Origin of the sequence: Brackiella oedipodis DSM 13743 (assembly GCF_000621025.1) — a bacterium.
In the GTDB taxonomy this organism is placed as follows: Bacteria; Pseudomonadota; Gammaproteobacteria; order Burkholderiales; family Burkholderiaceae_B; genus Oligella; species Oligella oedipodis.
Genome location: NZ_JHZJ01000009.1, coordinates 256,334 through 282,172, shown reverse-complemented (window position 1 = coordinate 282,172; position 25,839 = coordinate 256,334). Strand labels below are relative to the sequence as shown.

The following is a 25,839-nucleotide window of genomic DNA, read 5'->3' as shown; positions in this document are numbered from 1 at the left end:
TACAGCTTGTAGGCTTTTGTTACAGCCATCTGAGAAAACTTAGGGCACGCCTACCAAAACGACAAGGATAATGATTTTTCTTTAGTCTTATATAAGAGTATAATAATAACCAAGCTTGATAGAAACTATTTAGATTGCTTTTTTCTTAACTCCTACCAAATCTAAGTAGGTCAAGCCTCCTCTTATTTAATCAACACAATGAATCAATCTATATCCGATCACAAAATTCCATCCGCTCCTTTGTGGCTGTTAGTACTCGTGACGTTTAGTGGTACTACGGCTATGCATATGTTTGCTCCTGCGCTCGCTGATGCCCAGGGTGCTTTTATGGTCGACCCAAGAACCATGCAAATGAGCATCAGTTTCTATGCCGTGGGTCTTGCCTTTGGTCAAATCTTGTATGGTGCGGCTTCTGACGCTCTGGGTCGTCGCCCCTGCCTACTCTTTGGTTTAGTCGTATTTTCGATCAGTAGTGTGGCCTTGTGCTTTGTTTCCAACTTCACTGTTCACCTAGTATTGCGGGTCTTTCAAGCCTTGGGAGGCTGTTCTGGTCTGATCCTCGCACGGGCCATGGCACGCGATAGCTCCACCCCTGATATGCTGATGCAACGCATCTCTACGCTGAATATTATGGTCTTAATTGGACCAGGGGTCGCGCCATTGATTGGTGGTTTTTTAACGCATCTATATGGTTGGCGCAGTATCTTTATCGTGATTGCTGTGTTTGCCGTCATCTTGACGCTGATTGCTACGCTCAAGATCGAAGAAACCGGCCGTCCTTCCCATAATCTCAAACCCGCGCGCATTTGGCTCAAATACAAAGTCTTATTTGAATCTCGAGCCTTTATGTTGATGACGATTGCCGGCGCTTGTGTCTCTACCGCCAGTTATGCCTTTGTCGCGGCTTCGGCATTTATTACGCACAATAATCTTCATCAAACGGCAAGCCATGCCGGTTGGTATGTCGGCATTTCTATCGTCGGTTATACCTTGGGTAATTTCCTCGCCAAATCCTTGTATCGCTACAAAATTTCTTTACGTGTGATTTTTACATGCGGTTTAACGATTGCGACCGCTTTTGGTGTCTTATTACTCGTGGCCGCTACTCATGGCTTTTTAAATTCCCATATATTGTTGCTGGGCATTTGCCTCTATACCTTTGGTACCGGTATGTGCTCCTCGCTCATCATGGCGTATTCACTCAGCCTGCACCCCTTGATTTCTGGTAGTGCCTCTGGTCTATATGGCTTTACGCAAATGATGGTGGGTTCTATCTTTTCGTTTTTATCTGGTTTAGGGAGTGATCATGCGATCAGCGCCTTTATCCTCTTGATTATTGGTAGTTGTATTGCGGCTGTATGTGTCCATTTTGGCTTGCGCATCAAACGCCACCAAGGACCTGCACAAGCCACATCATCATAGTAGCGCCCCCAGGTACAAAAAAGCCCTAAACGCTTGCTGCAGTTTAGGGCTTTTTTTGGTGCTAGAAAAAGCTAATTACTAATTACATTTGTGATTGTAAGTAGTTTTCTAGACCCACCGTTTTGATAAGGCGAAGTTGTTGTTCAAGCCAGTGAGCGTGATCTTGTTCAGTATCATCGAGTTGCACCCTTAGGATTTCGCGAGTGACGAAATCGTGGTGCTGCTCACAGAGCGCAATACCTTTTTTGAGGTTTTTGCGCACTTGATACTCAAGCTGTAAATCAGACTCAAGCATAGACACAACGTCTGTACCAATATTGAGTTCTTCTGGACGCATATCCGGTTTGCTTTCGAGCATAAGGATACGACGCATAATAGCGTCTGCGTGATCAGTTTCTTCTTGCATTTCGTGATTAATGCGTTCGTACAATTTGGTATAGCCCCATTCGTCATACATACGAGAATGGATGAAGTATTGGTCTCTAGCTGCCAATTCACCTTTGTTTAAGAAGATTAAATAATCAATAACTTCTTTATTACCTTTCATAGTGATACTCCTTAATTAACAACAGCTCAATTATAGGTGATTTGAAAAAACCATTAATAAATCTAAATGAGAGCAATTAGTATTTATGCTTACATTCCACTCAGGGCGAATTTGGCAAAAGCCTTTATTCGTGCATGTTTTGCAGGGCATAGACTTGTAAACCCTTGGACTCACGAATGTAATGCATGCCTTCGACCGCCGCTTGAGCCCCAGAAATTGTTGTAAAAATACAAATTTGACTAGACAAAGCAAACGTACGAATGGTTTTAGAGTCATTAATGGCGTTCCGGCGCTCCTCTACCGTATTGATCACTAAGTCGACCTCATGGTTCTTGATGCGATCGACCACGTGTGGACGGCTCTCGGTCACCTTATTGACAATTTCTACGGGAATATTGTGTTCCTGAATTTTGGCCGCCGTGCCTCGCGTCGCTAATAGTTTGAAACCAAGTTCATGCAAGCCTTTAGCGACTTCAATCGCCCGTGCCTTGTCTTGGTCGCGCACGCTCAGAAAAGCCGTCCCAGAAGAAGGTAACACGACCCCTGCGGCTAATTGCGCCTTGACATAGGATTCACCAAAGGTTTTACCAACCCCCATGACTTCGCCGGTTGACTTCATCTCTGGGCCTAAAATGGTATCGACGCCAGGGAATTTAACGAATGGGAAGACGGCTTCTTTGACGCAGAAATAATCGCTCTTGGCTTTTTCTGAGACGCCTAAAGCGGCGAGAGTTTGGCCACCCATAACCCGAGCACCAATTTTGGCGAGGGCTAAACCAGTCGCTTTGGCGACATATGGCACAGTACGAGAGGCTCGCGGATTGACTTCTAAGACAAAGACATCGCCGTTTTGGACGGCAAACTGCACGTTCATCAGGCCTTTGACCTTGAGCGCTTTGGCCATCAATGTGGTTTGGCGTTTAATCTCGTTAATGGTGTTGCTAGACAAAGAAAACGGCGGAATACTGCAAGCAGAGTCACCCGAGTGCACACCAGCCTGTTCAATATGTTCCATGACCCCTGCAATCACCACATCCTGACCATCGGCCACGCAGTCAACATCAACCTCGATGGCATTGTTGAGGAAGTGATCTAATAACACCGGTGAGTCATTACTGACTTTGACAGCTTCTCGCATATAACGTTGCAAATCACTGGCCTCATGGACAATTTCCATGGCACGACCGCCTAATACATAACTTGGACGAACTACCAGTGGATAACCAATTTCTTCGGCAAGCATTAGCGCTTGATCCTCGGTACGCGCCGTACGATTAGGTGGCTGTTTGAGATTGAGTTTTTGCAGTAATTTTTGGAAACGTTCACGGTCTTCTGCCACATCGATTGAATCTGGACTGGTACCAATAATAGGCACACCATTGGCCTCTAGGTCGCGCGCCAATTTAAGCGGTGTCTGACCGCCATACTGCACAATCACACCCGTAGGTTGCTCAACGCGCACAATTTCTAGGACGTCTTCAAGAGTGAGTGGCTCAAAGTACAAGCGATCGGACGTATCGTAATCCGTGGAAACCGTCTCTGGATTGCAGTTCACCATAATGGTTTCGTAGCCATCTTCCTTGAGTCCAAGCACGGCATGCACACAACAATAATCAAACTCAATGCCTTGGCCAATACGGTTTGGACCGCCGCCCAACACCATGACTTTGGCTTTGTTACTCGGTTGCGCCTCACACTCCTCTTCGTAAGTTGAGTACATATAGGCAGTGCTAGTGGCAAATTCTGCCGCGCAGGTATCGACGCGTTTGTAGACAGGATGGATATGGTATTGCTGACGCAGTTTACGCACTTCTGACTCGGAGGAGTCTAATAAAAAGGCCAACCGACGGTCGGAGAAGCCGGCACGTTTGAGCTGCAACATGGTTTCTGCATCAATATCCGCTAAATAACGTTGCTCGAGCGCCAGCTCGATATCGACAATTTCTTTGATCTGTACAAGAAACCATGGATCAATTTTTGTGAGGCGGTGCACTTCTTCAATGCTAAAGCCTTTGTCAAAAGCATCGCCCACATACCAGATACGCTCTGGGCCTGGCTCAGCTAATTCGGCTTGTAAGGTTTCGCGATCGACGGTTTTTTGATTCAAACCATCGACACCGACTTCAAGGCCGCGCAAGGCTTTTTGGAAAGATTCCTTGAAGGTCCGTCCCATAGCCATGACTTCTCCCACGGATTTCATTTGCGTGGTTAAACGTGAGTTCGCTTGGGGAAATTTTTCGAAGGCAAACCGTGGGATTTTGGTGACCACATAATCTAGTGTTGGCTCAAAAGACGCTGGCGTGGCGCCGCCGGTAATCTCATTGGCTAATTCGTCAAGGGTGTAACCGACAGCCAAGCGTGCTGCGACCTTGGCGATAGGAAAACCGGTGGCCTTTGAGGCTAAGGCCGAAGAACGAGAAACGCGTGGGTTCATTTCGATGACGATCACGCGACCATTTTCGGGATTGACCGCGAACTGGACATTGGAACCTCCGGTTTCGACGCCGACCTTACGCAATACGGCGATAGAGGCATCGCGCATGTATTGGTATTCTTTGTCAGTTAGCGTTTGCGCAGGCGCCACAGTGATGGAATCGCCGGTATGGACACCCATTGGATCCAAGTTTTCAATGGAGCAAACAATAATGCAGTTATCGTTTTTGTCGCGCACGACCTCCATCTCAAATTCTTTCCAACCGAGCATGGATTCTTCGATCAGCAACTCATTATTGGGTGAGGCTTCAAGGCCGCGGCGACAAATAGTTTCGAACTCTTCGGGGTTAAAAGCAATACCACCGCCCGTGCCACCCAGCGTAAAACTAGGACGAATAACAATCGGAAAACCTGAAGACCCCACTTCCTCGGCGATGCGCTTTTGCACATTCCAGGCTTCTTGCATGGAATTAGCAATTCCCGATTTCGCGGATTCTAGGCCAATTTCATCCATGGCTTGTTTGAATTTCTGGCGATCTTCAGCGGTTTCGATGGCATCTTTGTTGGCTCCGATTAATTCAATGCCATGTTTCTCGAGAACCCCATGTTTAGCCAAATCCAAAGCACAGTTCAATGCCGTTTGGCCACCCATGGTCGGCAAAATCACATCAGGTTGTTCTTTTTCGATGATTTTTTCGAGGGCTTGCCAGGTAATCGGCTCGATATAAGTGACATCTGCTGTCGCAGGGTCAGTCATGATGGTGGCTGGATTGCTATTGACCAGAATCGTACGATAGCCTTCGGCCTTGAGGGCTTTACATGCTTGGGCACCAGAATAATCGAATTCACACGCTTGACCAATAATAATTGGACCAGCACCAATAATTAAAATACTTTTAATATCTGTACGCTTAGGCATAATTAACTCTTTTTGGCTGATTGCATTAAATTAGTGAATTTTTGGAAAAGAACAATGATGTCGTGTGGACCTGGACTCGCTTCTGGATGCCCCTGAAAACAAAAGGCAGGTTGATCAGTTAACTCAAAGCCCTGTAGGCTGCCGTCAAACAGTGAGATATGGGTGACCTCGGCATTGCTCGGTAGCGTGCTGGCATCGACCGCAAAACCGTGGTTTTGACTCGTAATAAAGACCCGTCCTGTTTTGAGTTCACGAACAGGATGGTTAGCACCGTGGTGACCGGTTTTCATTTTGAGGGTTTGTGCGCCTAAGGCCAGGGCCAGCAGCTGGTGCCCCATACAAATACCAAATAAAGGAATTTTGTGTTTGAGTAACGCTTTGACATTGGCAATGGCCTGCGAATTGGCGGCGGGGTCGCCCGGACCATTTGCCAAAAACACGCCATCGGGTTGCATCGACAGTATCTCTTGTGCACTGGTATTGGCGGGCACTAACGTGACCTCGCAACCAGCATCGGTCAGCAGACGTAGGATATTACTTTTGACGCCAAAATCGTAAGCGACGACTTTGTACTCTTTGGCATGACCACTACTGTAGCCTGAGCCTAAGTGCCAAGTGCCCTCTTGCCAGCGAATCGCTTCCTTGGTAGAGACATCGGCGACCAGATTTTGGCCTTGCATACCTTGGTAGGCTTGAGCCTGTTTGACGGCGCTAGCTTCGTCATCACCGACGAGAATACAAGCGCCCAGAGCGCCTTTTTCTCTGAGGATACGGGTGAGTTTACGGGTATCGATGTCACTGATCGCGACAATGCCATTTTTTTGGAGATACTTGGGCAGTGATTGCTGAGCCCTAAAGTTGGAGTAAGTAGATGGACAATTACGAATCACTAAACCAGATATTTGCACACCGTTAGATTCGACATCTTCAGCGTTGATACCGGTATTACCAATATGAGGATATGTTAGGGTGACAATTTGCTGTGCATAACTCGGATCAGTGAGGATCTCTTGGTAGCCTGTCATCGACGTATTGAAGACGAGCTCAGCCGTCACTTGACCAGGAGCACCGATTGAATAGCCGTGAAACACTGTGCCATCGGCCAGGGCCAAGATGCCTTTAGTCGGCGCTTGCCCACCTGCTCCCGCTTGTCCTACTTGCCCTGAAAATATTGAAGTTAATTGCACTATCACACCCCGTGTAAGTTAAATACATAAACCTTCTTATTATAAAAGATTCAGCGCTTTTCTAGAAAGAAAAATCGGCTTGTAATGAACTTTCGAAATAGATTGGACGAGGATTGTAGGGACTCAATAAGCCGCGAGCTAGACGACTTGAGACCCGTCAAACTCGCTCGAGGGTGGCGAGTGCAGTTAGCAGCACTGCCGCACAGCACCTGCGCAACACTCCCCTATGACTTACGCAGTACGGCGATCATTAGCGCAAAATGGCATGCAATAAACCATAACCATCGGTACCGAGCACAAAGTTGGCGACCTGTATATAGTGATGGTTTTTGGGACTATAGAAAAATAAATTTAAGCGACCATCGTGACTATCTTGGGATTTACCAAAAAGTAAGGGATAGTCATTGTAGACGTCGGGGAGAGCAAAGACCTGATCGCTATTTTGGACAGAAAAAATCACATCCCAGCCCTTGGTAGGTGCATTACGATTTTGTAAGAGCCAAAGACGTTGGTTTTTGTCCTTGGCACATTGTGCCACGACAATGGTTTTGGCAGGGATTTTGATGGTTGCCAAGCTAAAGTTTAAGTCACTCATGTCGGTCCCGCCGCAAGACGCTTCTTGATCCTTGAGCGGTAACACGAGGTTACGCAAGGCCAGATTAGGCAGTTCGACCGCTTCGCCCACCAATAATTTAGGTTTACGATTAAGCACCCCCGAGGCAATCGGTGAGCGCTTAAAATTAAACATAATCCATTCGTTGTACTTGGGCAAAAGCGCGGCAATGCAAGCGGCACTCCGACATTGTTGCAGATTGCCTTGACGCTGTTTGATAGCGGTACCCACCACCTGGATCCTGTCGGTATTGGCTAAAACCGCAGTACTAAAATAATGCCATTGCTGCAGTTGCGAGACAGCACGCAGATTTTGGCAAAGATCAGCCGGCCACTGTTGACGCTCACGGGCGGCTATAGGTAAGGCCTCCCTACCAAAAGCCTCTAGGAGGACAGTGTCAGAAAGACAGGGATTAATGGCAACTTCTTCGGCTGCCGTGCGAAAGCCCAGTGGCGCCTCGCTGTTAAGCATTTCTTGGGCATGACTCGGTACCCCCGCAGTGAGCAGACTGCATACGAGTAGCAAATATATAAATGCAGATTTAAATGCAGATTTGAGGGCGGTCATTAAAAATTATCTGTAAAGGGTCGAAAAATGGCGAAAAAGTGAGCGCCATTATGTAACAAATTACACTTAATGTAACATAATTTTAGGCGTCATTCGCTAAATCTTATACCTAAAGTATTTATGTGATATGTCGTTAATTATCAGGGCTGTTTATAGTTTATTCATCTTTACAAACGGCCACGAATCTGTGTATTCTTTTTTGGTATTTGTCAATCATTAGGTTAGCCCAAGATGGAAAATCAACTAGAAAATCTTAAGCAATATACCACTGTTGTCGCAGACACTGGCGATTTTGAGAGCATCCGTGATTTGCAGCCCACCGATGCAACGACTAACCCTTCACTGATTTTGAAAGCGGTCAAGCAAGCCCGTTATCAACCTCTATTAGAGGATTTATTACGCCAACATCCAGACGCCAGTACCGAAGCCATTGCCGATTTACTTTTGGTGCGCTTTGGCCAGAAAATTCTCGACATTGTGCCGGGTCGTGTTTCAACCGAAGTGGATGCGCGTTTGTCTTTTGATAGTGCCGCCACCATTGCCAAAGCACGCCATTTGATAGCGTTATATGAGCAGGCAGGTATTGATAAATCGCGCGTACTCATTAAAATCGCCGCCACGTGGGAAGGTATTGAAGCCGCCGCACAATTACAGCAAGAAGGCATTAACTGTAATCTGACGTTATTGTTCTGTTTGACCCAAGCTATCGCCTGCGCGCAAGCCAAGGTGAAACTGATTTCACCTTTTGTGGGGCGTATTTATGATTGGCACAAAAAGCAAGCCGGTCAACAATGGGATGAGCAAGCGCATGCAGGTATTCACGATCCGGGGGTCAAATCGGTTACCAGTATTTATCGCTACTACAAACAGCATCAAATCAACACTGAAATCATGGGTGCCAGTTTTAGGAATATTGGTCAAATCCGTGCCCTGGCAGGCTGCGATTTATTGACCATTAGCCCTGAGTTACTCAAGCAATTGGCTAACAGTCACGAACCTTTAGAACCTGTGTTACGACTGGATCCTGAGCACGAGGTCAAGGCTGCCGAAACACTCACTCAAGCGCAATTTCGTTTTGATCTCAATGAAGACGCGATGGCCACTGAAAAACTGGCCGAAGGGATACGGGTCTTTGTCGCCGATGCCTACCAGTTGGATAATACGATTGAGACTCTGCGTCAGCGTTAGAGAGCATTCACCCGCCGCTTAATTCTCGCTGCGGCGATCCATAAAGGCCCAGGCAATCGTGCCCGCATCGACGTATTCGAGTTCACTACCGGCGGGCACGCCTCGAGCGATACGCGTGACCTTGAGACCGTGACTGCGCAACAAATCACTGATGTAATGCGCGGTGGTTTCACCCTCTGTAGTGTAGTTGGTGGCGAGAATGACTTCTTTGACAATCCCGTCTTGCGCTCTTTTGAGTAGACGTTGAATTTGTAATTGCTGTGCTCCCACACCTGCCATCGGTTCGACGCGACCCATCAAGACATAATACAAGCCTTTGTAACTATGGCTATTTTCTATCATATTGAGATCGGCCGGCGTCTCAACTACACAGAGTAAACTCGGGTCCCGCTGTTGATTACTACAAATATGACAAACATCATCTAGACTAAAATTATTACAGTATTGACAATGTTTAATGGCATTGAGCGCATGGCTAATGCTATTGGCGATGGCTTGCGCGCCATCGCGATCGTTTTGTAAAAGATGATAAGCCATGCGTCTAGCTGTGCGTTGCCCGACGCCAGGCAACTTACACAGACTATTGAGGAGTTCCTCGAGGGGCTCCTTAGTATTTGGTTTGGAGACCATTTTAGAAAGGGAACTTCATACCCGGTGGCATTGGCATGCCTTGAGTGACTTTTGCCATTTCTTCTTGAGACGTCGTCTCAGCCTTGCGCAAAGCGTCATTAAAGGCGGCCGCCACTAAATCCTCGAGCATGTCTTTGTCTTCTTCAAACAAGGACGGGTCAATAGTGACACGTTTGACATCATGACGGCAACTCATTGTAACTTTTACAAGGCCACCGCCTGCTGCGCCTTCAACCTCAATATTGGCTAATTGCTCCTGCGCTTTTTTCATGTTTTCTTGCATTTGCTGAGCTTGTTTCATCAAGCCCGCAAGTTGATTTTTCATCATATCAATACCTCTGAATAAAAATTGCGAAATAGTATGTAATTGTTTGGAATTGAGCGAGAAAAGGCTTGCTCAAGTGTGAAACTAATGACCCAATTGTAAAGATTCTTTATCTATCTTGCCATCAAAGTCCTTGAGCAAACTTTGAATAAAATCATTGCTCTGGATTTCTAGCCAGGCTTGTTGCTGCCGCTGTTCTATTTGTTGCTGCTCTTGCGCATACAAAGTCGCATCACCCGTTTTTTGATAGACAAAGTTGACTTTAACGATCTTGGAAAAATACTCCGTGAGCAAGGTACTAATGGTATCTTTGGCTTTGAAGTCTTGGACATTTGCCACGGCATTTTTGAGATAAATCGTATTGCCCTCCGTCTTTAGCCATTCGCTTTGACGCAGTATTTCTCCGGCTAAGCCAGTAGCATGAATATTTTGCACCACTTGGATCCAGGTATTGGGGTCCAGGGCCTCGAGCGCGATAAGCTGATGACTCTCTTGGGTAGGTTGCCAGGTCCGATCCTCTTCTTGCGCCCCCTCGAAGCCCTCTTGTTTATCGTAGCTCGCATCGAGCTCGGGATAATCCGCCAAATCATACTCGCTAGGTTCTGGACTGGACGAGGATACTTTTTGAGGCGCTGGTGTGGTCTCAGACGGAGCCACTGGCTCTGACGCTGAAGCCTGGCGATGATCTGCTGCAACTTTGGTGCGGGGAGCCTGAGTGCTTTTAACCGGCGTTGCACGATCTAAGTTAGTCGTTGAGGCAGAGTCAGGTTCTGGGTCAGGTTCAAAAGGCGGTTCGTCACTGCTAGTCGATGGCGACTGAGCGGCTCTCTGACTAGACTGACGAGATGTTACCGTTTTCGGGCTTGAGTCCGCCGATGGTTGGTGCTTTTTAGCAGCGCTGTTAGCGCTCGTTCCCCTGTTGTCCTGTGACACTGGCGCTGATGATGCCGCTTGTGGTGCGGCGGGTGCTTTTGGTGCGGCTGTCACAGTGGCGGCCGAGGCCGCTGGTGTATTTTGTGCTTGAGGCGAGCGAGTGTTGGTTGGCGATGTCGCGGTATTTTTTGGAGCCGGGGTGTTTTTTAGATCCTCGGTGGGCGTCGTGTTAGTGACTGTCGTCGGTGCTGTCACCGCTGGCGGTCGATGCATTTCTGCTTGAACTTGCGGAGCTTCGGTGAGCGACAACATGCGCAAGCAAACCATGACAAAGCCAGCATATTCATCAGGGGCATTGACGAGTTCACTGCGGCCATTAATGGCAATCGCATAAAATAGCTGTAATAAATCTGGCGACAAGGTTTGAGCCAACGCTTGCAACTCCGGCTGCAAAGGCTCGTCCGAACCTATAGTGCCGGGGATTTTTTGTTCGATGGCGATTTTAGAGAGCAAGGAAGCAAGATCTGCTAAGGCGCCTTCAAAAGAATAAGAACGCTCTGCCAATGCATCTGCCAGAGCCACGACTTGTTGTGCCTCTCCTTTGGCAAGGGAGTCAATCAAACGTACTAAAAAGGTCGGATCGATTGCCCCCAACATGTCTTGCATGGCCTGCGTGCTAATGTGATTGCCACTAAAAGCAATGGCTTGATCCGTGAGCGATAAGGCATCACGCATCGAGCCAGCCGCAGCATGGGCCAAGAGCCGTAAACCGGCCTCATCATAGCCCACTTGTTCTTGATCCAAAATATGTTGTAAATAGTGCACGACATTGTCAGTTGACATGCGTTTGAGATTGTATTGAATACAACGTGACAATACGGTGACAGGAATTTTTTGGGGATCAGTGGTCGCAAGAATAAATTTAAGATGCGGCGGAGGCTCCTCAAGCGTCTTTAACATGGCATTAAAGGCGTGCGTAGAAAGCATGTGCACTTCGTCAATCGTATAGATTTTGAAGCGCCCTCGCGTCGGTGCATAAATGGCTTGTTCTAGTAAGGGGGTGATCTCGTCGACGCTGCGGTTAGAGGCGGCATCGACCTCTATGTAATCAACAAAGCGGCCTTGGTCGATCTCGGTACAGGCTGAACATACGCCGCAGGGCTCTGCAGAGATCCCTTGTTCACAATTGAGACACTTGGCCAGAATGCGCGCTAGGGTAGTTTTACCGACCCCGCGTGTACCGGTAAATAACCAAGCATGATGAATCCGTTGAGTTTGTAGTGCATTACTTAGTGCTCTAACGACATGGTCTTGGCCGACAAGGGTAGAAAACGAGCGCGGCCGCCATTTACGGGCCAGAACAAGATAACTCATAGATATTTACTGGAGGAAGAATGGGTGAGCCTAACTTCGGCACTGCGCCTAAACGGCTGTGGCTGCTTCGTTCCCGACCTGACCAGATTGACCGTCGGCCCATGCGAAGGGACCCACCCAGCCGTAAGTATAGCAAGGTTTAACTAATGATATCAATCCAAACCCCTTCTGCTAGCGCAAATAATGCGGCCTTAGCGGGGCGACCGTCAAATTGCTGTAGATACTGGCAGTATGTCTGCATCTGTTCTACATACATATCGCGTAAACGTTGTTCGAACTGTGGTAATGATTCATCTTGCAGGCGCTGATTGGTCTTGTAGTCTACTATTTGCCAGTGATCACCTCGTGATTGCACCGCATCGATAATGCGCTCTTCCCCTTCGCCACTGAACAAAGACCATTCAAGATAGAGTTGATCCTGACGCAAAAAATCTTGCAGACGTGGATTGGTCAAGGCCCGCTGTAACAGTTTTTGTACAGTCTGCGTGGCCTGAGATAGCTGATTGCTGGTGACACCCGCCAATTCCAGGTGATAAGCTAATTTGGCTTGAGCCTGTGTGATTTTTTGTTCATCCCAACCGAGCAACCGATCACGACCCATATAATACAACCACAAGTGCGTCACCGTCCCTACTGCACTAAAGTACAAATCCTCAAAACGCCATTTAATCGTGGTCGCTGACGCTGGCACGACGCGCTTACTCAGTAAGCCTTGAATCGCTGTTAACTGTAGACAAGATGACACCGGCACATCAGTAATTCCAGGGGTTTTAATCGAATTCTCAATCTTGTCAACATCGCTTGGGCCTTCTATAAAACGCATTCTGCCAATATCGATGGTAACTTTTTCCAGGTGTTTTAACATATTAGCGCTAGCTTTTTTGTAGTCTTTTTTGGAAGGTAAGCACTCGAGCGCATAACACAGATAAAGCTTCTGGCGCGCCCTTGTAGCGGCCACGTAGAATAATCGGGCTTCTTCTAGTAATTCGCGTGTTGTGTTACGCATGCGAATGACTTTGCCTATAGATGCATCATCATCTTTTTCTTCGCGCTTGGAGTGCACAAAGCCCATCATCAGACCCTGCTCCATGTAGTTTTCAAAACTAATCAAGGCCTCCCGACTATAGGCACGTCGTTTGTGCAAGCCGTAAAGATAGACCTCTTCGAACTCCAACCCCTTGGCCTTATGCATGGTCATGACTTCGACCGCATTCGGATGGTTATCGGCGGCCGCAAAAAGCTTTTCGAGGGTTTGCTCAAACGCCTGCATATCCAAAATACCATAGGGCGCAAGCTCATCGATTTTGGCAAAGACGACGTCCACATCGGTCTGATCGTTGGCACTACCGTAACATAACGGTCCGCCCAGGGCTTGCCACAAGTTTACGAGGTAATTCGTAAAGGTCAGGCCTTGCTTTAAATCTTCTCGATTCAGAAGGAGACTGACCACATGCTTAAATCGTAGAGCTTGCTCGGCCCCTATTAACGTAGACAAGTCTGGATTGTGGAGGGCACTTTGTAATTGCTCATAGGTTGAACCTTTGAGGTGCTCCCCAAAAATAGCATGCAGACTCTTAAGCGTGAGGCCACATAAAGGCGAGCGCAACACAGATAACCAGGCCACTCGGTCCTCATAATGGCTGACGGCTTTGATCACCTGCAACAAATCCATTACACAAGGGCGCCCACCCAGTGGTGACATCTCTGTCGAGCGCACAAAAATACCCGCGTCGCGCAATGCTTTAACCAAGCCGCCCAAATGCTTACGACCTTTGACTAAAATGGCAATCGAATAAGGTTGTCCCTCTGGCGCTTGGTTAAGAGAAGCTTTGATACGCTCAACTACTGCATTTTGTAATTGCTCAGGGACGAGTTCTTCATTGGTATACCTCTCAACCCAGTTTCTGTCTGGTTCACCGGGCATCGGGATAGGAGCCTTAAGTCTTTTGGCTGGCTCGTCTGCCTCCACGTTTTTGATAAAGGGGACGATTAAGTGTTGTACCGCCGGTTCTGGGCTATTGTCTTCTTTGAAGGCGATGGATGGAGAATACTTTACGCCCCCAAACTCCAAATCATAGGCCTCTGGAAATATCTCCTTGAAAGACTTATTGACCCATTCGACGATTTTGTTGGTTGATCTGAAGTTTGTTTGTAACTTTAGCGTTTGTAAGGGTAATTGCGCTAACTGCTCATCTTTAAAAACTTTAAGGAACAGCGTCACATCGGCCGTTCTAAAGCGATAGATGGATTGCATCGGATCACCCACTAAAAATAGTGTTCGACCATCGCCCTGCTGCCATCCTGAGAGCAATTTCTCAAGTAAATTAATTTGCAAGATATTGGTGTCTTGGAATTCATCCACCAATAAGTGGCTGATCTTATTATCTAGTTTGAGTAGTAATTCGCTCGGATTGTCGCTAGAACCAAGCGCCTGAATCGCTCGTAACGCCACTTCCGTGAAGTCAACCACACCTTCGGATTTAAAAATTAACTGTAATTCCTCCAGGGCTATTTCAAGGACCTCAAAGAGCGCTTTACAGAGCTCAACTTCAGCCTCTGTGATATAACTTTTGGGCAGATATTTGAGCACGAGTAGATTCTCTTGGAAATCACGCTCATCTTTTAAACATTTAAAGCATTTCACTAAGCGTTCTTTTAGTGGTGATTTGGCAGGAACCTTGTCGCTTTGTGTGACTGTTTTACGAAAAGTACCCGTTTTTGTTAGTAAAGCAGTCGTCAATGCTTTCCAGCGCTCTATATCATCTATCTTAGGTTGCAGTGGGCTATATTTCAGATCTTTTAACACGGAGATGTCAGAAAATCTGTCGGCCCATTCCGCCAATGCATCAGCGTACTGAGCCATGAAGCCTATGGGCATGGAATAACAGGCCTTGTTCAATGCCTCTTGATAAAAGGACTCCATGGTCAATATCATTTTATTGAGGGCTATTTGCGGGCCTTCAGTCAGCTGATCTTGCCATTGATCTCTATAGGCCAACATTTCAATCAGCGCTTGCTCTAATGCCTTCATGTTGAGTGCATAGTGGCGCACTAAGAACTCCACGGCCTCATTGGTTTCGAGCTTATTTAAGACAGATCTAGCGGCGCGTTGATACAGTAGCGTACTTTGTTCACTAATTTGTAAGGCGCCACCGCTAGCCGCACTAAAAGGCATACTTTTGACAAGCGATGCACAAAAAGAATCAAACGTCATCATTCGTAAGCGCGCTGGATGTTGCTGAAGATTCCAATTGCGCTGTTGGTCACGAGTTTTTACCTGTTGAGCGAGTCGCCAGCTCTTTTTTTTGTGCTCTTCTGTGGGTTCGTCCAGATCAGCCAATCGCAGTTTTTCGAGTACCCGCTGGCGCATTTCACCCGCGGCCTTCCGTGTAAAAGTAATGGCTAATATTTCTTCGGGTTGTTCGACTGTGGCCAGGAGCGCTAACATCCTATCGGTCACCAATTCAGTTTTACCAGATCCCGCAGGCGCTTGAATTAAAAAAGATTGCGTGGGATCAATGGCCTGACGTCTCACCTCGCTATCAACCGGTTCCTTGGCTGGCGTGACTAATAATTCATTATTCATCTTTTGCTTCCTCTAGCGCCTCTTGATTTATGCGTAAAAAAGATTTGATGTCGCAGTATTCCAAATCGGACGCTTCCCAGTACTGATTTTTGGCATAGCCTGCGAGGATTTCCTGAGCTAACTGACTGGTTTTTTGGCGCCAGTCACTTAAAATATCCTGCCATTCTTCTGGCTTATGAACGACACCCTTAGCATTGCTGAATTTGACATATACCTCTAGGCCTGGTTCTAATTTGATGTTTCTCCCTTCTTTTAGTGTTTGTTGGCCATAGTATTTGATTTCAGAATTGCTGAGTTTAGTACTCAGTAAAATCACACCATCAACTTGCTTATCTTGAGCATAATGGGCGGCATAGAGTGGTAATTGCAAATTAATCATACGTCCACGCTTTTGATCCCAATCTTTTTTGATGTTTGGCAAATTTCCGGTTTTATAGTCTAGAAAAAATATGCCTCCCCTTTCTGCTTGATCGATGCGATCGAGACGTAGACCAATTTGCAAATCGCCAAGCGGTATTTCCACCTGTTTCTCGGTCTCTATGACCGTAAACTCATCCCGATCGTACAATTCCATTGTGATACTTTTACATACAGAGTCGGCAATTAGCTCAGAGAATAGCTTTTTGTAGATGGGCGCGTAAGATTGACCATTGCGGTCAAGACCAAGGGTGACAAAAATAGCTGTGTGGACCTTGTCTTTAATGCCATCTTTACCGAGTCTCCTGGCTGCTTCTGAGCTTGGATGATCGTGCCAAAAAGCCTCCAAGACTTTATGTACTATCGTTCCCAACACTCTTGGATCAAAATTAAAATGCGGATAAGGTTCTAGCGCTTTCATGCCTAAACGATATCTTGCAAAGCTCCACAAAGGATTACGCGATTGCGTTTCTAGTAGGTCGTAACCCCCAGAGAGCGCGCCTTTGTAGGTGGGCGCTTCATCTTCGGGCATTTTTTGTAAATAATCTGCTGCTTGATGTTCTGTGGGAGTTTCTAGCGCAAACGCTTGGCGTTCGACCGCGTTTAGCAGCGCCGATATTCGCGTCTCTCGCTCATCTTCAAATTCATGCCAACTATAAATAACCGTCGGCGCACAGTGATTTAGATCCTCGATAATTCTTTTGGCCCACAAAAAATCATTTTCTTGGCTAGCACGTGGCACATTGGCTCGGCGCTGCGCGGCAATGGGTAAAAATGGATTGGGATTAGGTGGCATTGGCAAGACATCATCTTGCATACCAAGCACCCAAATACCGTCCCAATTGCCGCCTTCGGCTTCTAATAAACCCAAGATATCTAAGCGACTTTGGACCTGTAGCTGTGGTTGATACAAACGTCTTTGGCAGACACGCTCGAGCAGCGTAAAGGCTTGTGGTGCCTCCATAGCGGGTAGACACGCGTGTAATAAGGTGGTTTTATGCAGCGTTTTTTCGAATTCTTTGCTGATTTGATACTGCTGGCTATTGAGCGCACCAAGGCCGGGAAATTGTAATAAGTCCAGCACGGCAAAGAAATGCTCAATCCACACATTCAGCGGCAATGTTTGTTGATGAAGAGCCTGCAAATAGTCACTGGCCGCGTTAAACAATGGTGCAAATTGCGGCATATGTTGCTCGAATTGCTCCATGAGTTGAGCCTGCGTGAGCTCGGGTTGGCCCAATTTACGTATCTCGGCATCCATATAACAAGCTTGGGCTGCATAATTGGCCAACAAACTATACCGCCCCTGTAAAAGGGCCTGTCCTAACTCAGTCACCGCGATTTTTTGAGACTGAGGAAGGCTGACGAGGATTTGCAGCCACATTAAGGTTGCACCGACTAATTGCCACTCATTCAGGGCGCGTCCTACTGAGATATTGTAGTGAAAGCGTAACTGTCCTGATTCATCCTCGAGACCTTGATGTACATAGCGTTGTACCATCGCTACATGACTTTGCAATTGCGGATCGACAATGGCATAACGCCCCACTGGGTTGGCTTGTAATTGCTGCTTAGCCCAGCTGACCGCAGCCTGCCATTCTTGGCCGCTATCTGGCATGGGATAGGCCACCGTATGCTTGGCTGGTATACGATCTAAACGCAATAGGCAGATCTCTAGACCCTGCTGCTGCAAAGCACCAAGGAGTTGCTTTTGAAACGCTGAGAGTTCATTAAAACCTAATAAGTAAATTGTCGAGTATGGGGTGCTTAATTGATGTTGCTGTAGTGCCGCCAACAGCTGCTGCTTGATCTGGCTTGCATCGTTGGCGCGAAGCGCTTGTATGCGCGCTAAATACTGTGTTAGATATTTTTGGTAGAACTCATATTCTTGGTTACTTTCTAAATCACTAACCTCTACCCCCCATTCTGCCTCAAGCTCACGTGCTTGATTAAGATTGCGCGCTAAGACATTGAGACTTAGATTATCTACCTCGTCCTGCTTGAGTACATGCTCCCATTGCAGTTGACTGGCAAAGCTATCGAGTAGCACCCGCGGAGCAGCGTCTTGCACAAAAATATATTCCTGCTTGAGTTCCTCTAGGTAGCGCTGCCACGGCTGTATAGTGGGCAACTGCATCACGCCAGGGCCTTGCTTATCTGACTGCCGTGGCGCTAATAAGCGCTGTCGCAAACTCAGGCTCAAGCGATTATTGACTGTCAGGACCAGGCTTTGAGCAGTTTCCTGCGCTGCTAGATCGTGAATAGATTTTTGGCAAAGACTATCGAGAAAAACGCTCATGTAGATTTAGTTTAAAGGTGGCGCAAGCCAACTGGTTTAAGGTAGGGACTGACTTTATTTTATAGGACTGTGCAAACAAAAATACGCTGTCCCAGGATAAGCTTGTAATCAAAATTTTATAGTAAAAAATACCTAGGTCAGCGCCGCTACGCAGATGATCCTCAGCACCAAGCAGACGCTACCAACGAGTCACCCAGCGCTTAGATGGAGGACTTACTAAAAAGAGTAAAGATCAACATAGGCACCGCCATCAGCGCGAGTCAGCCACTGACGCGCTTGATTGCCTAATTAGTTTGAAGGTCACCCTAGCTCCCCGACCGACTTTATTTAGGACTGAGTTGCTCTAAAGAAATATCTAAGGCTTTGGCAATTCTTTTGAGGGTGGCTTTACGCGGTTTGGTCCCAGGAGCCTCCATATGGGCAAAGGTCGGCTGTCTAATATTGAGTCGCTGTGCCATTTCGATTTGTGTAACGCCCAAATACTCACGCCAAGCACGAATCAGACTCCAATTATTTTTTAATAACTCAGCCACTTCTAGCGGAATGGCCCCACTCTCTGACGTGTTGGAATGAGCCGTTTTGGTCTTTGGTGTTTTTGAGTGTAGCGTCTTGGGGTATTGCGCTCTATCTAGCAGCTCCACATAATCGTCATAAGGCACAATCACATGACTAGGCTTACCTTGAGTTGTTTTGAGAATGATATGTTTTTGGCGATTCATGCGTATATCAAGACGGGTGGTGGGCGGTTTATCAGGGGTGAATGCGATTAAGCTTGTGCGAGGTAAGTGTTGCTTTAGTGTAAATAGTGTAAACGATTTAAGTGCCAAATAAATAGCTTTTAATTGGCGTCCCCGACCAGAATTGAACTGATATCTAATCCTTAGGAGGGATCTATTCTATCCATTGAACTACGGGGACGCAAAAATGAGAGCCTACTACTATAGACGAATAATTATAACAAACTTGCTTGGCCTGAGCCCTAACCGCATCTTTAACATCCTTGTTAGCCGTTGCTAGCACAAACATAAAAAAAAGCATTTACCGAGGTAAATGCTTTGGATGTTTAACGCATTAAGGCTTAGTGTGAGTGACTATGATCGTGGTCGTGATCGTGGTCGTGAGCTGCCGCCTTTTTATCGCCTTTTTTGTCTTCTTTAGCGGGTGCTAAATCAACAGCAGGTGCGCTCATTGGTTTACTGAAGTCGTGGCCATGAATATGCGCGCCAGAAGTATCTGACCAATCGGCTGTTTTGCTTTCGCATTCTTGTTTGGCGGCAAAGTAGACCTTGTCACCAGCCTTGGCGGGACCAGCCCAGAAACCAGAAATGAGGAATTCATCGTATTGATCATCAGGCAATTTACCAGACCAAGTGACAGATTTAACACCCTCATTGACTTGTTTGCCCCAGAGTTCGTAGTTTTTTTCGTATTTGCCTTTTTCGATATCTAAATCCCAATCTGCTTTTGGTTGTGGATGAACATTCACAAAGCCTTCTGGAATCGTGATTGTGAATTTTTTGGTGGCTTCACCATCACAACCGTGCGGTACAGAAAGCACAACACGATTAGTTTTTTGGGCGATTAGTTTTTTTGGAGTTTCTACATGAACATGTGCTTGAGCCAAACCTGCGACTGCGGCCAATGCTAAAAATAAAGCAGATTTTTTTAACATATTTATATCCTTAACAAAGGGATAACTAAAAGGAAATTAATAAAATGAAAAAACATTATACATTAACAAATGCAAATAAGTATTATTTTTGTTTATGCGCGAGGATGATGTTGCTGATACATTGTTTTGAGGCGTTCCTTAGCCACATGTGTGTAGATTTGCGTGGTCGAAATATCACTGTGCCCAAGTAGCATTTGCACTACGCGCAAATCGGCACCGTGATTTAATAAATGCGTAGCAAAGGCATGGCGCAACACATGCGGTGATAATGGCACACTAATGTGCTTTAGAGCCGCGTATTTTTTGATGATCATCCAAAAGGCTTGGCGACTCATGGCACGGCCGAAGCGACTGACAAATAAAGCCTCAGATTGTTTGCCCTTCAATATCTCAGGCCGCGCTTGATCGAGGTATTGCTGTAAATGATCACAAGCCTCCTCGCCTAAAGGCACAATGCGATCCTTATTGCCCTTACCAGCGACCACGCGTACATAGCCTTCTTGGAGGCTCAAATGAAATAATTTCAGGCCGACTAATTCACTCACTCGCAATCCAGTCGCGTAAAGGGTTTCGAGCATGGCTTTATCGCGTAAGCCAGCAGCCTGGCGGCGGTCAGGTGCGTTAAGCAATTGCTCCACTTGACTCTCACTGAGGGTTTTGGGCAGGCGACTCGGTTCTTTGGCGCGTTGGATAGTAAGACTAGGATCCAGTGCTATATAGTGGTGTTGCTCAGCCCAGGCAAAAAAGCGTTTAAGGCTGGCTAAATGGCGATTGGAGGTGCTGGCCTTGTAGTTAGCAAAACTATAGGCTAACCATGCCTGAAGATGATGCTCTTGCACCTGCAATAATGTGACCCCTGCACGCGCCTCCAAAAAAGACACGACGTTTTTGAGGTCTTGACGATAGGCTTGGAGCGTTTTTTTGGAGAGTCCGGCCTCGAGCCAGAGCGCATCTAAAAATAAATCAATGACTTCGGTATTATTCAACATAGAGGTAATTTCAATGCCCTCGAGAACTTAAATTATTATAATAAAAGCCTATCGCTAATTGATCGCGATGGATCAATTTTTCACATGCTTTTTTCTTCTATGCACCTTCCATTAGCGGCAATATCTGTCTTCACTCATGAGCGCTAATCAAGATATTTTCTTAGCTGATCAGAACGCAACCGAGCATTTCGCGCAAGCGTTGGCACAGCACCTGCAAAGCACCTTTAATTTGGCCCTTGAAGGTGATCGCCCGCCAGCTGCAACGGCCTTACCCTTTAAGGGTATGGTGATACATTTGTACGGCGATTTAGGTGCGGGCAAGACCACTTTTGCCCGTGCATTTTTGCGGGCTATGGGCGTTGCGGGACGGATTAAGAGCCCAACCTATACTTTACTTGAAACCTATAAAGTTTCTAGATTATACTTATATCATTTTGATTTCTATAGATTTAATAATAGTGACGAGTGGCAAGAAGCAGGTTTTGAAGAGCAATTAATCGACCAAGCCGAGCAAGCAGTGGTATTGGTAGAATGGCCCGATAAAGCCGGCCCACAGTTACCTAGTGCCGATATAGAGATCCATTTAAGTTATCAAGACCCTGGTCGCAAACTAGGTTTAAGAACTCATACGGAACAAGGCTCGATATGGCTAACAAGATTAATCGCAGACGGTTTGTTGACCGCCGACAAGTCCTAAAAACCACGGGTGGGCTACTGACACTCAGTGTGATCCCTACGTTGGCGCGTGCTAATCAAGACTCCAAGGTTCTTGCAGTACGCTCTTGGCCAGCCGATGAATATACCCGAGTCACCCTTGAGCTTAGCTCGCCCCTCAAGGCTGAGCACTTTCTGTTAGACAATCCCAAACGGCTAGTGGTGGATCTTAATGGCCTGACCATGAATCAGGCGCTGAACTCCTTAGTCTCTAAGATCCAACCCAACGATCCCTATATTTCTGCCTTGCGTGTTGGCCAAAATCGTGCCGATGTGGTGCGCTTGGTGATTGACCTCAAACAAGAAATTGCACCTCAAGTCTTTACCCTCAAACCAGTAGGTAATTACAAATACCGCTTAGTCTTAGATCTGTATCCAAAAGTCGCCAAGGATCCATTAATGGCCTTGATCAATGACAAATCGGATGATCCATTAGCGACGGTCATCGATCAAGTCGCTAGCGACAATAAGCCCAATGCACCTGCCCCTACTGTTCCTGGTCAAAAAGCACCACGCGCACCCGTATCCCCTTCGGTCAGTCCCAAACATGGCAATCGCTCGATTATGATTGCCATCGACCCGGGTCATGGTGGCGAGGATCCCGGTGCCCAAGGTCGTATGGGCACCCGCGAAAAAGACATCGTCCTGAGTATTGCCAGCCGCCTCAAAAAACTCATTGATGCGCGGCCCAATATGAAGGCCTATATGACGCGCGAATCTGACTTTTTTGTGCCTTTACATACACGCGTGGTCAAAGCCCGTCGCGTCAAAGCTGATCTATTTATTTCGATTCACGCCGATGCTTTTACCAATCCCAACGCGCGTGGTACGTCAGTATTTGCTTTGTCTCGTTCAGGCGCGACCAGCGCTTCAGCACGTTATTTAGCAAAATACAATAATGAGTCCGATGCTATCGGGGGGATTGATTTTGGTTCTCATGACAAAACCACGGCCAAGGTCTTATTAGACATGACCACCAATGCCCAAATTAACGACTCTCTCAAGATTGGTCACAGCGTGCTCAACGCCCTGTCACAAATCAATGGTGTTCACAGCCGCAAAGTCGAGCAAGCGGGTTTTGCTGTCCTGAAGTCGCCTGATACCCCTTCTATTTTGGTCGAGACAGCGTTTATTTCTAACGCCCAAGAAGAGAAATTCCTGCGCAACCCTTCTAATCAACAGCAATTAGCCGAGGGTATTTTGCGTGGCGTCGATGCCTTCCTAAAAACTAATCCTGCCCTCGGTTCCACCCGTGGCTAAGCCGTCAATATGAATACCACGCGGCGATCTATTCACGCTTTACCTGATAAATTAATCAGTCAAATCGCCGCGGGCGAAGTCATCGAAAGACCCGCTTCAGTCCTTAAGGAGCTCCTCGAAAACGCTATTGATGCCCAAGCCAACAGTATCGAGATTCGTCTCGATGGTGGCGGCATCAAACGCATTGCCGTCAGTGATAATGGCGCGGGTATTGCGGCCGACGAACTTAAATTAGCCCTAACACGTCACGCTACTAGTAAGATTGCGAGCTTACAAGACTTGGAGTCCGTAGCTTCCATGGGCTTTCGAGGTGAAGCCCTAGCGTCCATCGCTTCGGTCGCGCAACTGAGCATTACCTCGCGCACAGCTGAACAGCCCCATGCCTTTAGCATTCATGGACATACACAGGTAGTGGAGCCCGCGGCAGGATCAGTGGGCACCATGGTCGATATGCGCCAATTGTTCGAGCGTATCCCGGCGCGACGCAAGTTTTTGAAATCAGAAGCCACTGAATTTGCGCATTGTGTAAGTGCGATTGAGCGTATCGCCTTAGCGCATCCCCATATTAGTTTTCGGATTTATCACAACGCTAAGGTCTACCGCCAATGGCAAGCGGCAGCGCCTTTACAACGTGTGCGTGATATTCTTGGCAATGATTTCATGGCGCATGGTCTAGAAGTCGATCTTGACCAGGGCATTGCCAATGTATTTGGCTTAATCATTCATCCGACAGCCGCCCGCAATAAAAGCGACAAACAATACCTCTATGTGAATGGTCGTTTTGTGCGAGATCGCGCAATCAGCCACGCCATCCGTAGTGCTTATGCCGATGTCTTGCATGGTGAGCGACAAGCGGCTTATGTGCTGTTTTTAGAGATTGATCCCAGTGCGGTGGACGTTAATGTCCATCCCGCTAAAAGTGAAGTGCGCTTTCGAGACAGCGGTGCCGTTTATCGACTGATCAAGCAAGCGATTAGCACGGCACTGGAACAAACCGCGGGTGCTGGCAGTAGCACAGTGAATGATGCCGCGACGCAACTGCAAGCCGTCGCGAGTGGTTTTTCTACTAGTCAGGTCGCGGGTTCCAAAAGCAGCGCAACTTTACCAACGGCCCACCCAAGGCCTTTTGCCTCTATGCCGCGTGCGCAACAAGCGCCTTTAGGACTCAAAGAAGAAGTCTGGCGAGAAGCCTATGCCCCCCTAACGCCTGAAGGTCAGGCTAATCCTAACTTTTCTGAAGCCAGCAGCTCAGCCGCTCAAAAGGCCCAGGAAGCTGGCTTAGATTTACCACTAGGCGTGGCAATTGGGCAGCTCCATGGTATTTACATCCTCGCACAAAATCGACAAGGGATGGTCTTAGTCGATATGCATGCCGCGCACGAACGCGTGCTCTATGAGCAACTTAAGCAACAACAAAGCCGTCAGGCTATTGTCATGCAAGACTTACTTGTGCCCGTGGTCATCCATTGTGATGAAAGTGATACGGCCATCGTTGAAGAACAGGCCGAGATGTTGCAACAATTAGGTTTGCATTTACAAGTGAGCGGCCCCAATAGCCTGACCTTGCGCGCTTTACCTGCCCTACTTACTCGACAGGATGCCGATGCGCTTTGCCAACAAGTGCTGCAAGATCTCAAACAAGTTGGCAGCAGCTCTCATATTGAGCAATTACAAAATCAGATATTATCGACCATGGCCTGCCACGGTTCCGTACGTGCTCATCGCTATTTGAGTTTGCCAGAAATGAATAGCTTGCTACGGCAAATGGAGCACACCTTACGTGCTGACCAATGCAATCATGGTCGCCCCACTTGGTTCCAGTGGTCCATGCAAGACCTCGATAAGCTATTTATGCGTGGTCAATAGGATCTTTCAGTCATGTCCAAAATCATTTGTCTCACAGGTCCCACCGCTGCAGGCAAATCAGCAGCGGTCTTGGCCGCCAGCCAACGCTATGCCATCGAAATTATTAATGTGGATTCGGCCACTATTTATAAAGATATGGATATTGGCACGGCGAAACCGAGCCAGGCTGAACGACAGCAAAGCACTCAGCATTTACTGGACATCCTTGAGCCCGAACAAAGCTGGAGTGTTGCCGATTTCTGTGCAAGTACTTTGCAATTAATCGCCGACATTCAAGATCGAGGTCATATTCCTTTATTGGCGGGTGGCACCATGATGTACTTTAAGGCGCTGCGTGAAGGACTGCATGATTTGCCCCAGGCCGATGCCAAGCTACGTCAACAATTAAGTGAGGAGGCCGAGCAACATGGCTGGCCACATATGCATCAGCGTCTGCAGGCCTTAGATCCCATCACAGCCCAACGCTTAGCACCCAATGATAGTCAACGCATTCAAAGAGCCCTAGAAGTAAGCCTCTTAAGTGGCCAAGCCATGTCTACTCTACTCGCCAAAACGCCGCCCAAACAGCATGCTTATGAATTTGTGACGATTAGTTTTGAGCCTTCTGATCGTAGCCAATTGCATGCTCGTATCGCTCAGCGTTTTGAGCAAATGATAGCGGCTGGATTTTTGCAAGAAGTCGAACGACTGTATCAGCGACCACAGCTGCATGCCGACCTGCCTTCAATTCGCTGCGTCGGCTATCGCCAGCTGTGGCAGCACTTGGCGGGAGACTATGATTTGCAAACGGCCATTGACAAAGGCATTGCAGCCACACGTCAGTTGGCTAAACGCCAGATCACTTGGTTGCGCAGTCAAGACGAGCGGATCCAAATTGATTGTTTACAAGAAAAAGCGCCACAACAGTTCGTCGAACAGATGCAGCGCATTTTGCAGTTATAAATCGAACAGCCAGGAT

At 47.3% G+C, this 25,839-nt stretch carries 18 protein-coding genes, 1 tRNA gene and 1 other RNA gene; 6 read left to right on the top strand and 14 right to left on the bottom strand.

Features of this window, described 5'->3' with window-relative positions:
- The first annotated feature begins 198 nt into the window (after nt 1-198).
- Nucleotides 199-1,422: a multidrug effflux MFS transporter gene (locus tag Q335_RS0101280; protein WP_051532205.1), complete on the top strand. Its 1,224-nt coding sequence runs from the start codon at nt 199-201 to the stop codon at nt 1,420-1,422.
- Nucleotides 1,423-1,504: 82 nt separating this feature from the next.
- Here Q335_RS0101280 and bfr read toward each other — a convergent pair whose 3' ends face one another.
- From bfr to Q335_RS09945, 4 genes are all read right to left on the bottom strand, one after another.
- Complete coding sequence (gene bfr / locus Q335_RS0101275; RefSeq protein ID WP_028357075.1) at nt 1,505-1,969, bottom strand: bacterioferritin; 465 nt, start codon at nt 1,967-1,969, stop codon at nt 1,505-1,507.
- A gap of 124 nt (nt 1,970-2,093) precedes the next feature.
- Nucleotides 2,094-5,321, bottom strand: coding sequence for a carbamoyl-phosphate synthase large subunit (gene carB / locus Q335_RS0101270; RefSeq protein ID WP_028357074.1), 3,228 nt, complete (start codon nt 5,319-5,321; stop codon nt 2,094-2,096).
- A gap of 2 nt (nt 5,322-5,323) precedes the next feature.
- Complete coding sequence (gene carA / locus Q335_RS0101265) at nt 5,324-6,436, bottom strand: glutamine-hydrolyzing carbamoyl-phosphate synthase small subunit (RefSeq protein WP_051532217.1); 1,113 nt, start codon at nt 6,434-6,436, stop codon at nt 5,324-5,326.
- A 322-nt stretch (nt 6,437-6,758) separates the two neighbouring features.
- Nucleotides 6,759-7,688 carry a hypothetical protein gene (locus Q335_RS09945; protein WP_051532204.1) on the bottom strand — a complete coding sequence of 310 codons (930 nt, stop codon included), beginning with the start codon at nt 7,686-7,688 and terminating at the stop codon, nt 6,759-6,761.
- A 231-nt stretch (nt 7,689-7,919) separates the two neighbouring features.
- Between Q335_RS09945 and tal the strand changes: the two genes are divergently transcribed.
- Nucleotides 7,920-8,876 carry a transaldolase gene (gene tal, locus Q335_RS0101255; RefSeq protein WP_028357072.1) on the top strand — a complete coding sequence of 319 codons (957 nt, stop codon included), beginning with the start codon at nt 7,920-7,922 and terminating at the stop codon, nt 8,874-8,876.
- Between the two features lie 18 nt (nt 8,877-8,894).
- Here tal and recR read toward each other — a convergent pair whose 3' ends face one another.
- From recR to xerD, 10 genes are all read right to left on the bottom strand, one after another.
- Complete coding sequence (gene recR, locus Q335_RS0101250; protein WP_028357071.1) at nt 8,895-9,506, bottom strand: recombination mediator RecR; 612 nt, start codon at nt 9,504-9,506, stop codon at nt 8,895-8,897.
- Nucleotide 9,507: 1 nt separating this feature from the next.
- Nucleotides 9,508-9,834, bottom strand: coding sequence for a YbaB/EbfC family nucleoid-associated protein (locus Q335_RS0101245; protein WP_028357070.1), 327 nt, complete (start codon nt 9,832-9,834; stop codon nt 9,508-9,510).
- Between the two features lie 81 nt (nt 9,835-9,915).
- Nucleotides 9,916-12,078 (bottom strand): DNA polymerase III subunit gamma/tau, encoded by a 2,163-nt coding sequence (gene dnaX / locus Q335_RS0101240; RefSeq protein WP_028357069.1) that lies wholly within the window; start codon nt 12,076-12,078, stop codon nt 9,916-9,918.
- A 20-nt stretch (nt 12,079-12,098) separates the two neighbouring features.
- Nucleotides 12,099-12,196, bottom strand: an RNA gene (ffs, locus tag Q335_RS10090) — signal recognition particle sRNA small type.
- A 21-nt stretch (nt 12,197-12,217) separates the two neighbouring features.
- Nucleotides 12,218-15,664, bottom strand: a complete 3,447-nt coding sequence (locus Q335_RS0101235; protein WP_028357068.1) for a UvrD-helicase domain-containing protein — start codon at nt 15,662-15,664, stop codon at nt 12,218-12,220.
- Entirely contained in the window at nt 15,657-18,380 is a 2,724-nt protein-coding gene (locus tag Q335_RS0101230) for a PD-(D/E)XK nuclease family protein (RefSeq protein ID WP_028357067.1), read from the bottom strand. Before Q335_RS0101230 ends, Q335_RS0101235 begins: the two co-directional genes overlap by 8 nt.
- A gap of 323 nt (nt 18,381-18,703) precedes the next feature.
- The gene (locus tag Q335_RS10085) at nt 18,704-19,099 is read right to left on the bottom strand and encodes a helix-turn-helix domain-containing protein (protein ID WP_028357066.1); all 396 of its coding nucleotides are present in this window, start codon (nt 19,097-19,099) and stop codon (nt 18,704-18,706) included.
- 124 nt (nt 19,100-19,223) lie between these two features.
- Nucleotides 19,224-19,298 (bottom strand) — tRNA-Arg (locus Q335_RS0101220).
- Between the two features lie 160 nt (nt 19,299-19,458).
- On the bottom strand, nt 19,459-20,052 hold the full coding sequence (locus Q335_RS09940) for a YcnI family copper-binding membrane protein (protein ID WP_051532203.1): 594 nt from the start codon (nt 20,050-20,052) through the stop codon (nt 19,459-19,461).
- A gap of 92 nt (nt 20,053-20,144) precedes the next feature.
- Entirely contained in the window at nt 20,145-21,041 is an 897-nt protein-coding gene (xerD, locus tag Q335_RS0101210; protein WP_038369137.1) for a site-specific tyrosine recombinase XerD, read from the bottom strand.
- 136 nt (nt 21,042-21,177) lie between these two features.
- On the opposite strand from xerD, the gene tsaE reads away from it, so the two are divergent.
- From tsaE to miaA, 4 genes are read left to right on the top strand one after another with little or no spacing between them, the layout of a single operon-like run.
- A complete protein-coding gene (gene tsaE, locus Q335_RS0101205) occupies nt 21,178-21,738 on the top strand; it encodes a tRNA (adenosine(37)-N6)-threonylcarbamoyltransferase complex ATPase subunit type 1 TsaE (protein WP_028357064.1) in 561 nt (186 codons plus the stop codon).
- Nucleotides 21,687-23,015, top strand: a complete 1,329-nt coding sequence (locus Q335_RS0101200) for an N-acetylmuramoyl-L-alanine amidase (protein WP_038369135.1) — start codon at nt 21,687-21,689, stop codon at nt 23,013-23,015. Before tsaE ends, Q335_RS0101200 begins: the two co-directional genes overlap by 52 nt.
- 9 nt (nt 23,016-23,024) lie before the next feature.
- Nucleotides 23,025-24,881, top strand: a complete 1,857-nt coding sequence (gene mutL / locus Q335_RS0101195) for a DNA mismatch repair endonuclease MutL (protein WP_028357062.1) — start codon at nt 23,025-23,027, stop codon at nt 24,879-24,881.
- A gap of 12 nt (nt 24,882-24,893) precedes the next feature.
- On the top strand, nt 24,894-25,823 hold the full coding sequence (gene miaA, locus Q335_RS0101190; protein ID WP_028357061.1) for a tRNA (adenosine(37)-N6)-dimethylallyltransferase MiaA: 930 nt from the start codon (nt 24,894-24,896) through the stop codon (nt 25,821-25,823).
- Nucleotides 25,824-25,839 lie beyond the last annotated feature (16 nt).

Excerpts from the sequence above, each read along its gene's own strand:
- Q335_RS0101230 (WP_028357067.1), bottom strand. The coding sequence starts at position 18,380 with ATGAGCGTTTTTCTCGATAGTCTTTGCCAAAAATCTATTCACGATCTA.
- tal (WP_028357072.1), top strand. The coding sequence starts at position 7,920 with ATGGAAAATCAACTAGAAAATCTTAAGCAATATACCACTGTTGTCGCA.
- bfr (WP_028357075.1), bottom strand. The coding sequence starts at position 1,969 with ATGAAAGGTAATAAAGAAGTTATTGATTATTTAATCTTCTTAAACAAA.
- xerD (WP_038369137.1), bottom strand. The coding sequence starts at position 21,041 with ATGTTGAATAATACCGAAGTCATTGATTTATTTTTAGATGCGCTCTGG.
- recR (WP_028357071.1), bottom strand. The coding sequence starts at position 9,506 with ATGGTCTCCAAACCAAATACTAAGGAGCCCCTCGAGGAACTCCTCAAT.
- Q335_RS09945 (WP_051532204.1), bottom strand. The coding sequence starts at position 7,688 with ATGACCGCCCTCAAATCTGCATTTAAATCTGCATTTATATATTTGCTA.
- mutL (WP_028357062.1), top strand. The coding sequence starts at position 23,025 with ATGAATACCACGCGGCGATCTATTCACGCTTTACCTGATAAATTAATC.
- Q335_RS0101245 (WP_028357070.1), bottom strand. The coding sequence starts at position 9,834 with ATGATGAAAAATCAACTTGCGGGCTTGATGAAACAAGCTCAGCAAATG.
- miaA (WP_028357061.1), top strand. The coding sequence starts at position 24,894 with ATGTCCAAAATCATTTGTCTCACAGGTCCCACCGCTGCAGGCAAATCA.
- Q335_RS0101235 (WP_028357068.1), bottom strand. The coding sequence starts at position 15,664 with ATGAATAATGAATTATTAGTCACGCCAGCCAAGGAACCGGTTGATAGC.
- Q335_RS0101200 (WP_038369135.1), top strand. The coding sequence starts at position 21,687 with ATGGCTAACAAGATTAATCGCAGACGGTTTGTTGACCGCCGACAAGTC.
- Q335_RS0101280 (WP_051532205.1), top strand. The coding sequence starts at position 199 with ATGAATCAATCTATATCCGATCACAAAATTCCATCCGCTCCTTTGTGG.
- Q335_RS10085 (WP_028357066.1), bottom strand. The coding sequence starts at position 19,099 with ATGAATCGCCAAAAACATATCATTCTCAAAACAACTCAAGGTAAGCCT.
- tsaE (WP_028357064.1), top strand. The coding sequence starts at position 21,178 with ATGAGCGCTAATCAAGATATTTTCTTAGCTGATCAGAACGCAACCGAG.
- dnaX (WP_028357069.1), bottom strand. The coding sequence starts at position 12,078 with ATGAGTTATCTTGTTCTGGCCCGTAAATGGCGGCCGCGCTCGTTTTCT.
- carB (WP_028357074.1), bottom strand. The coding sequence starts at position 5,321 with ATGCCTAAGCGTACAGATATTAAAAGTATTTTAATTATTGGTGCTGGT.
- Q335_RS09940 (WP_051532203.1), bottom strand. The coding sequence starts at position 20,052 with ATGTTAAAAAAATCTGCTTTATTTTTAGCATTGGCCGCAGTCGCAGGT.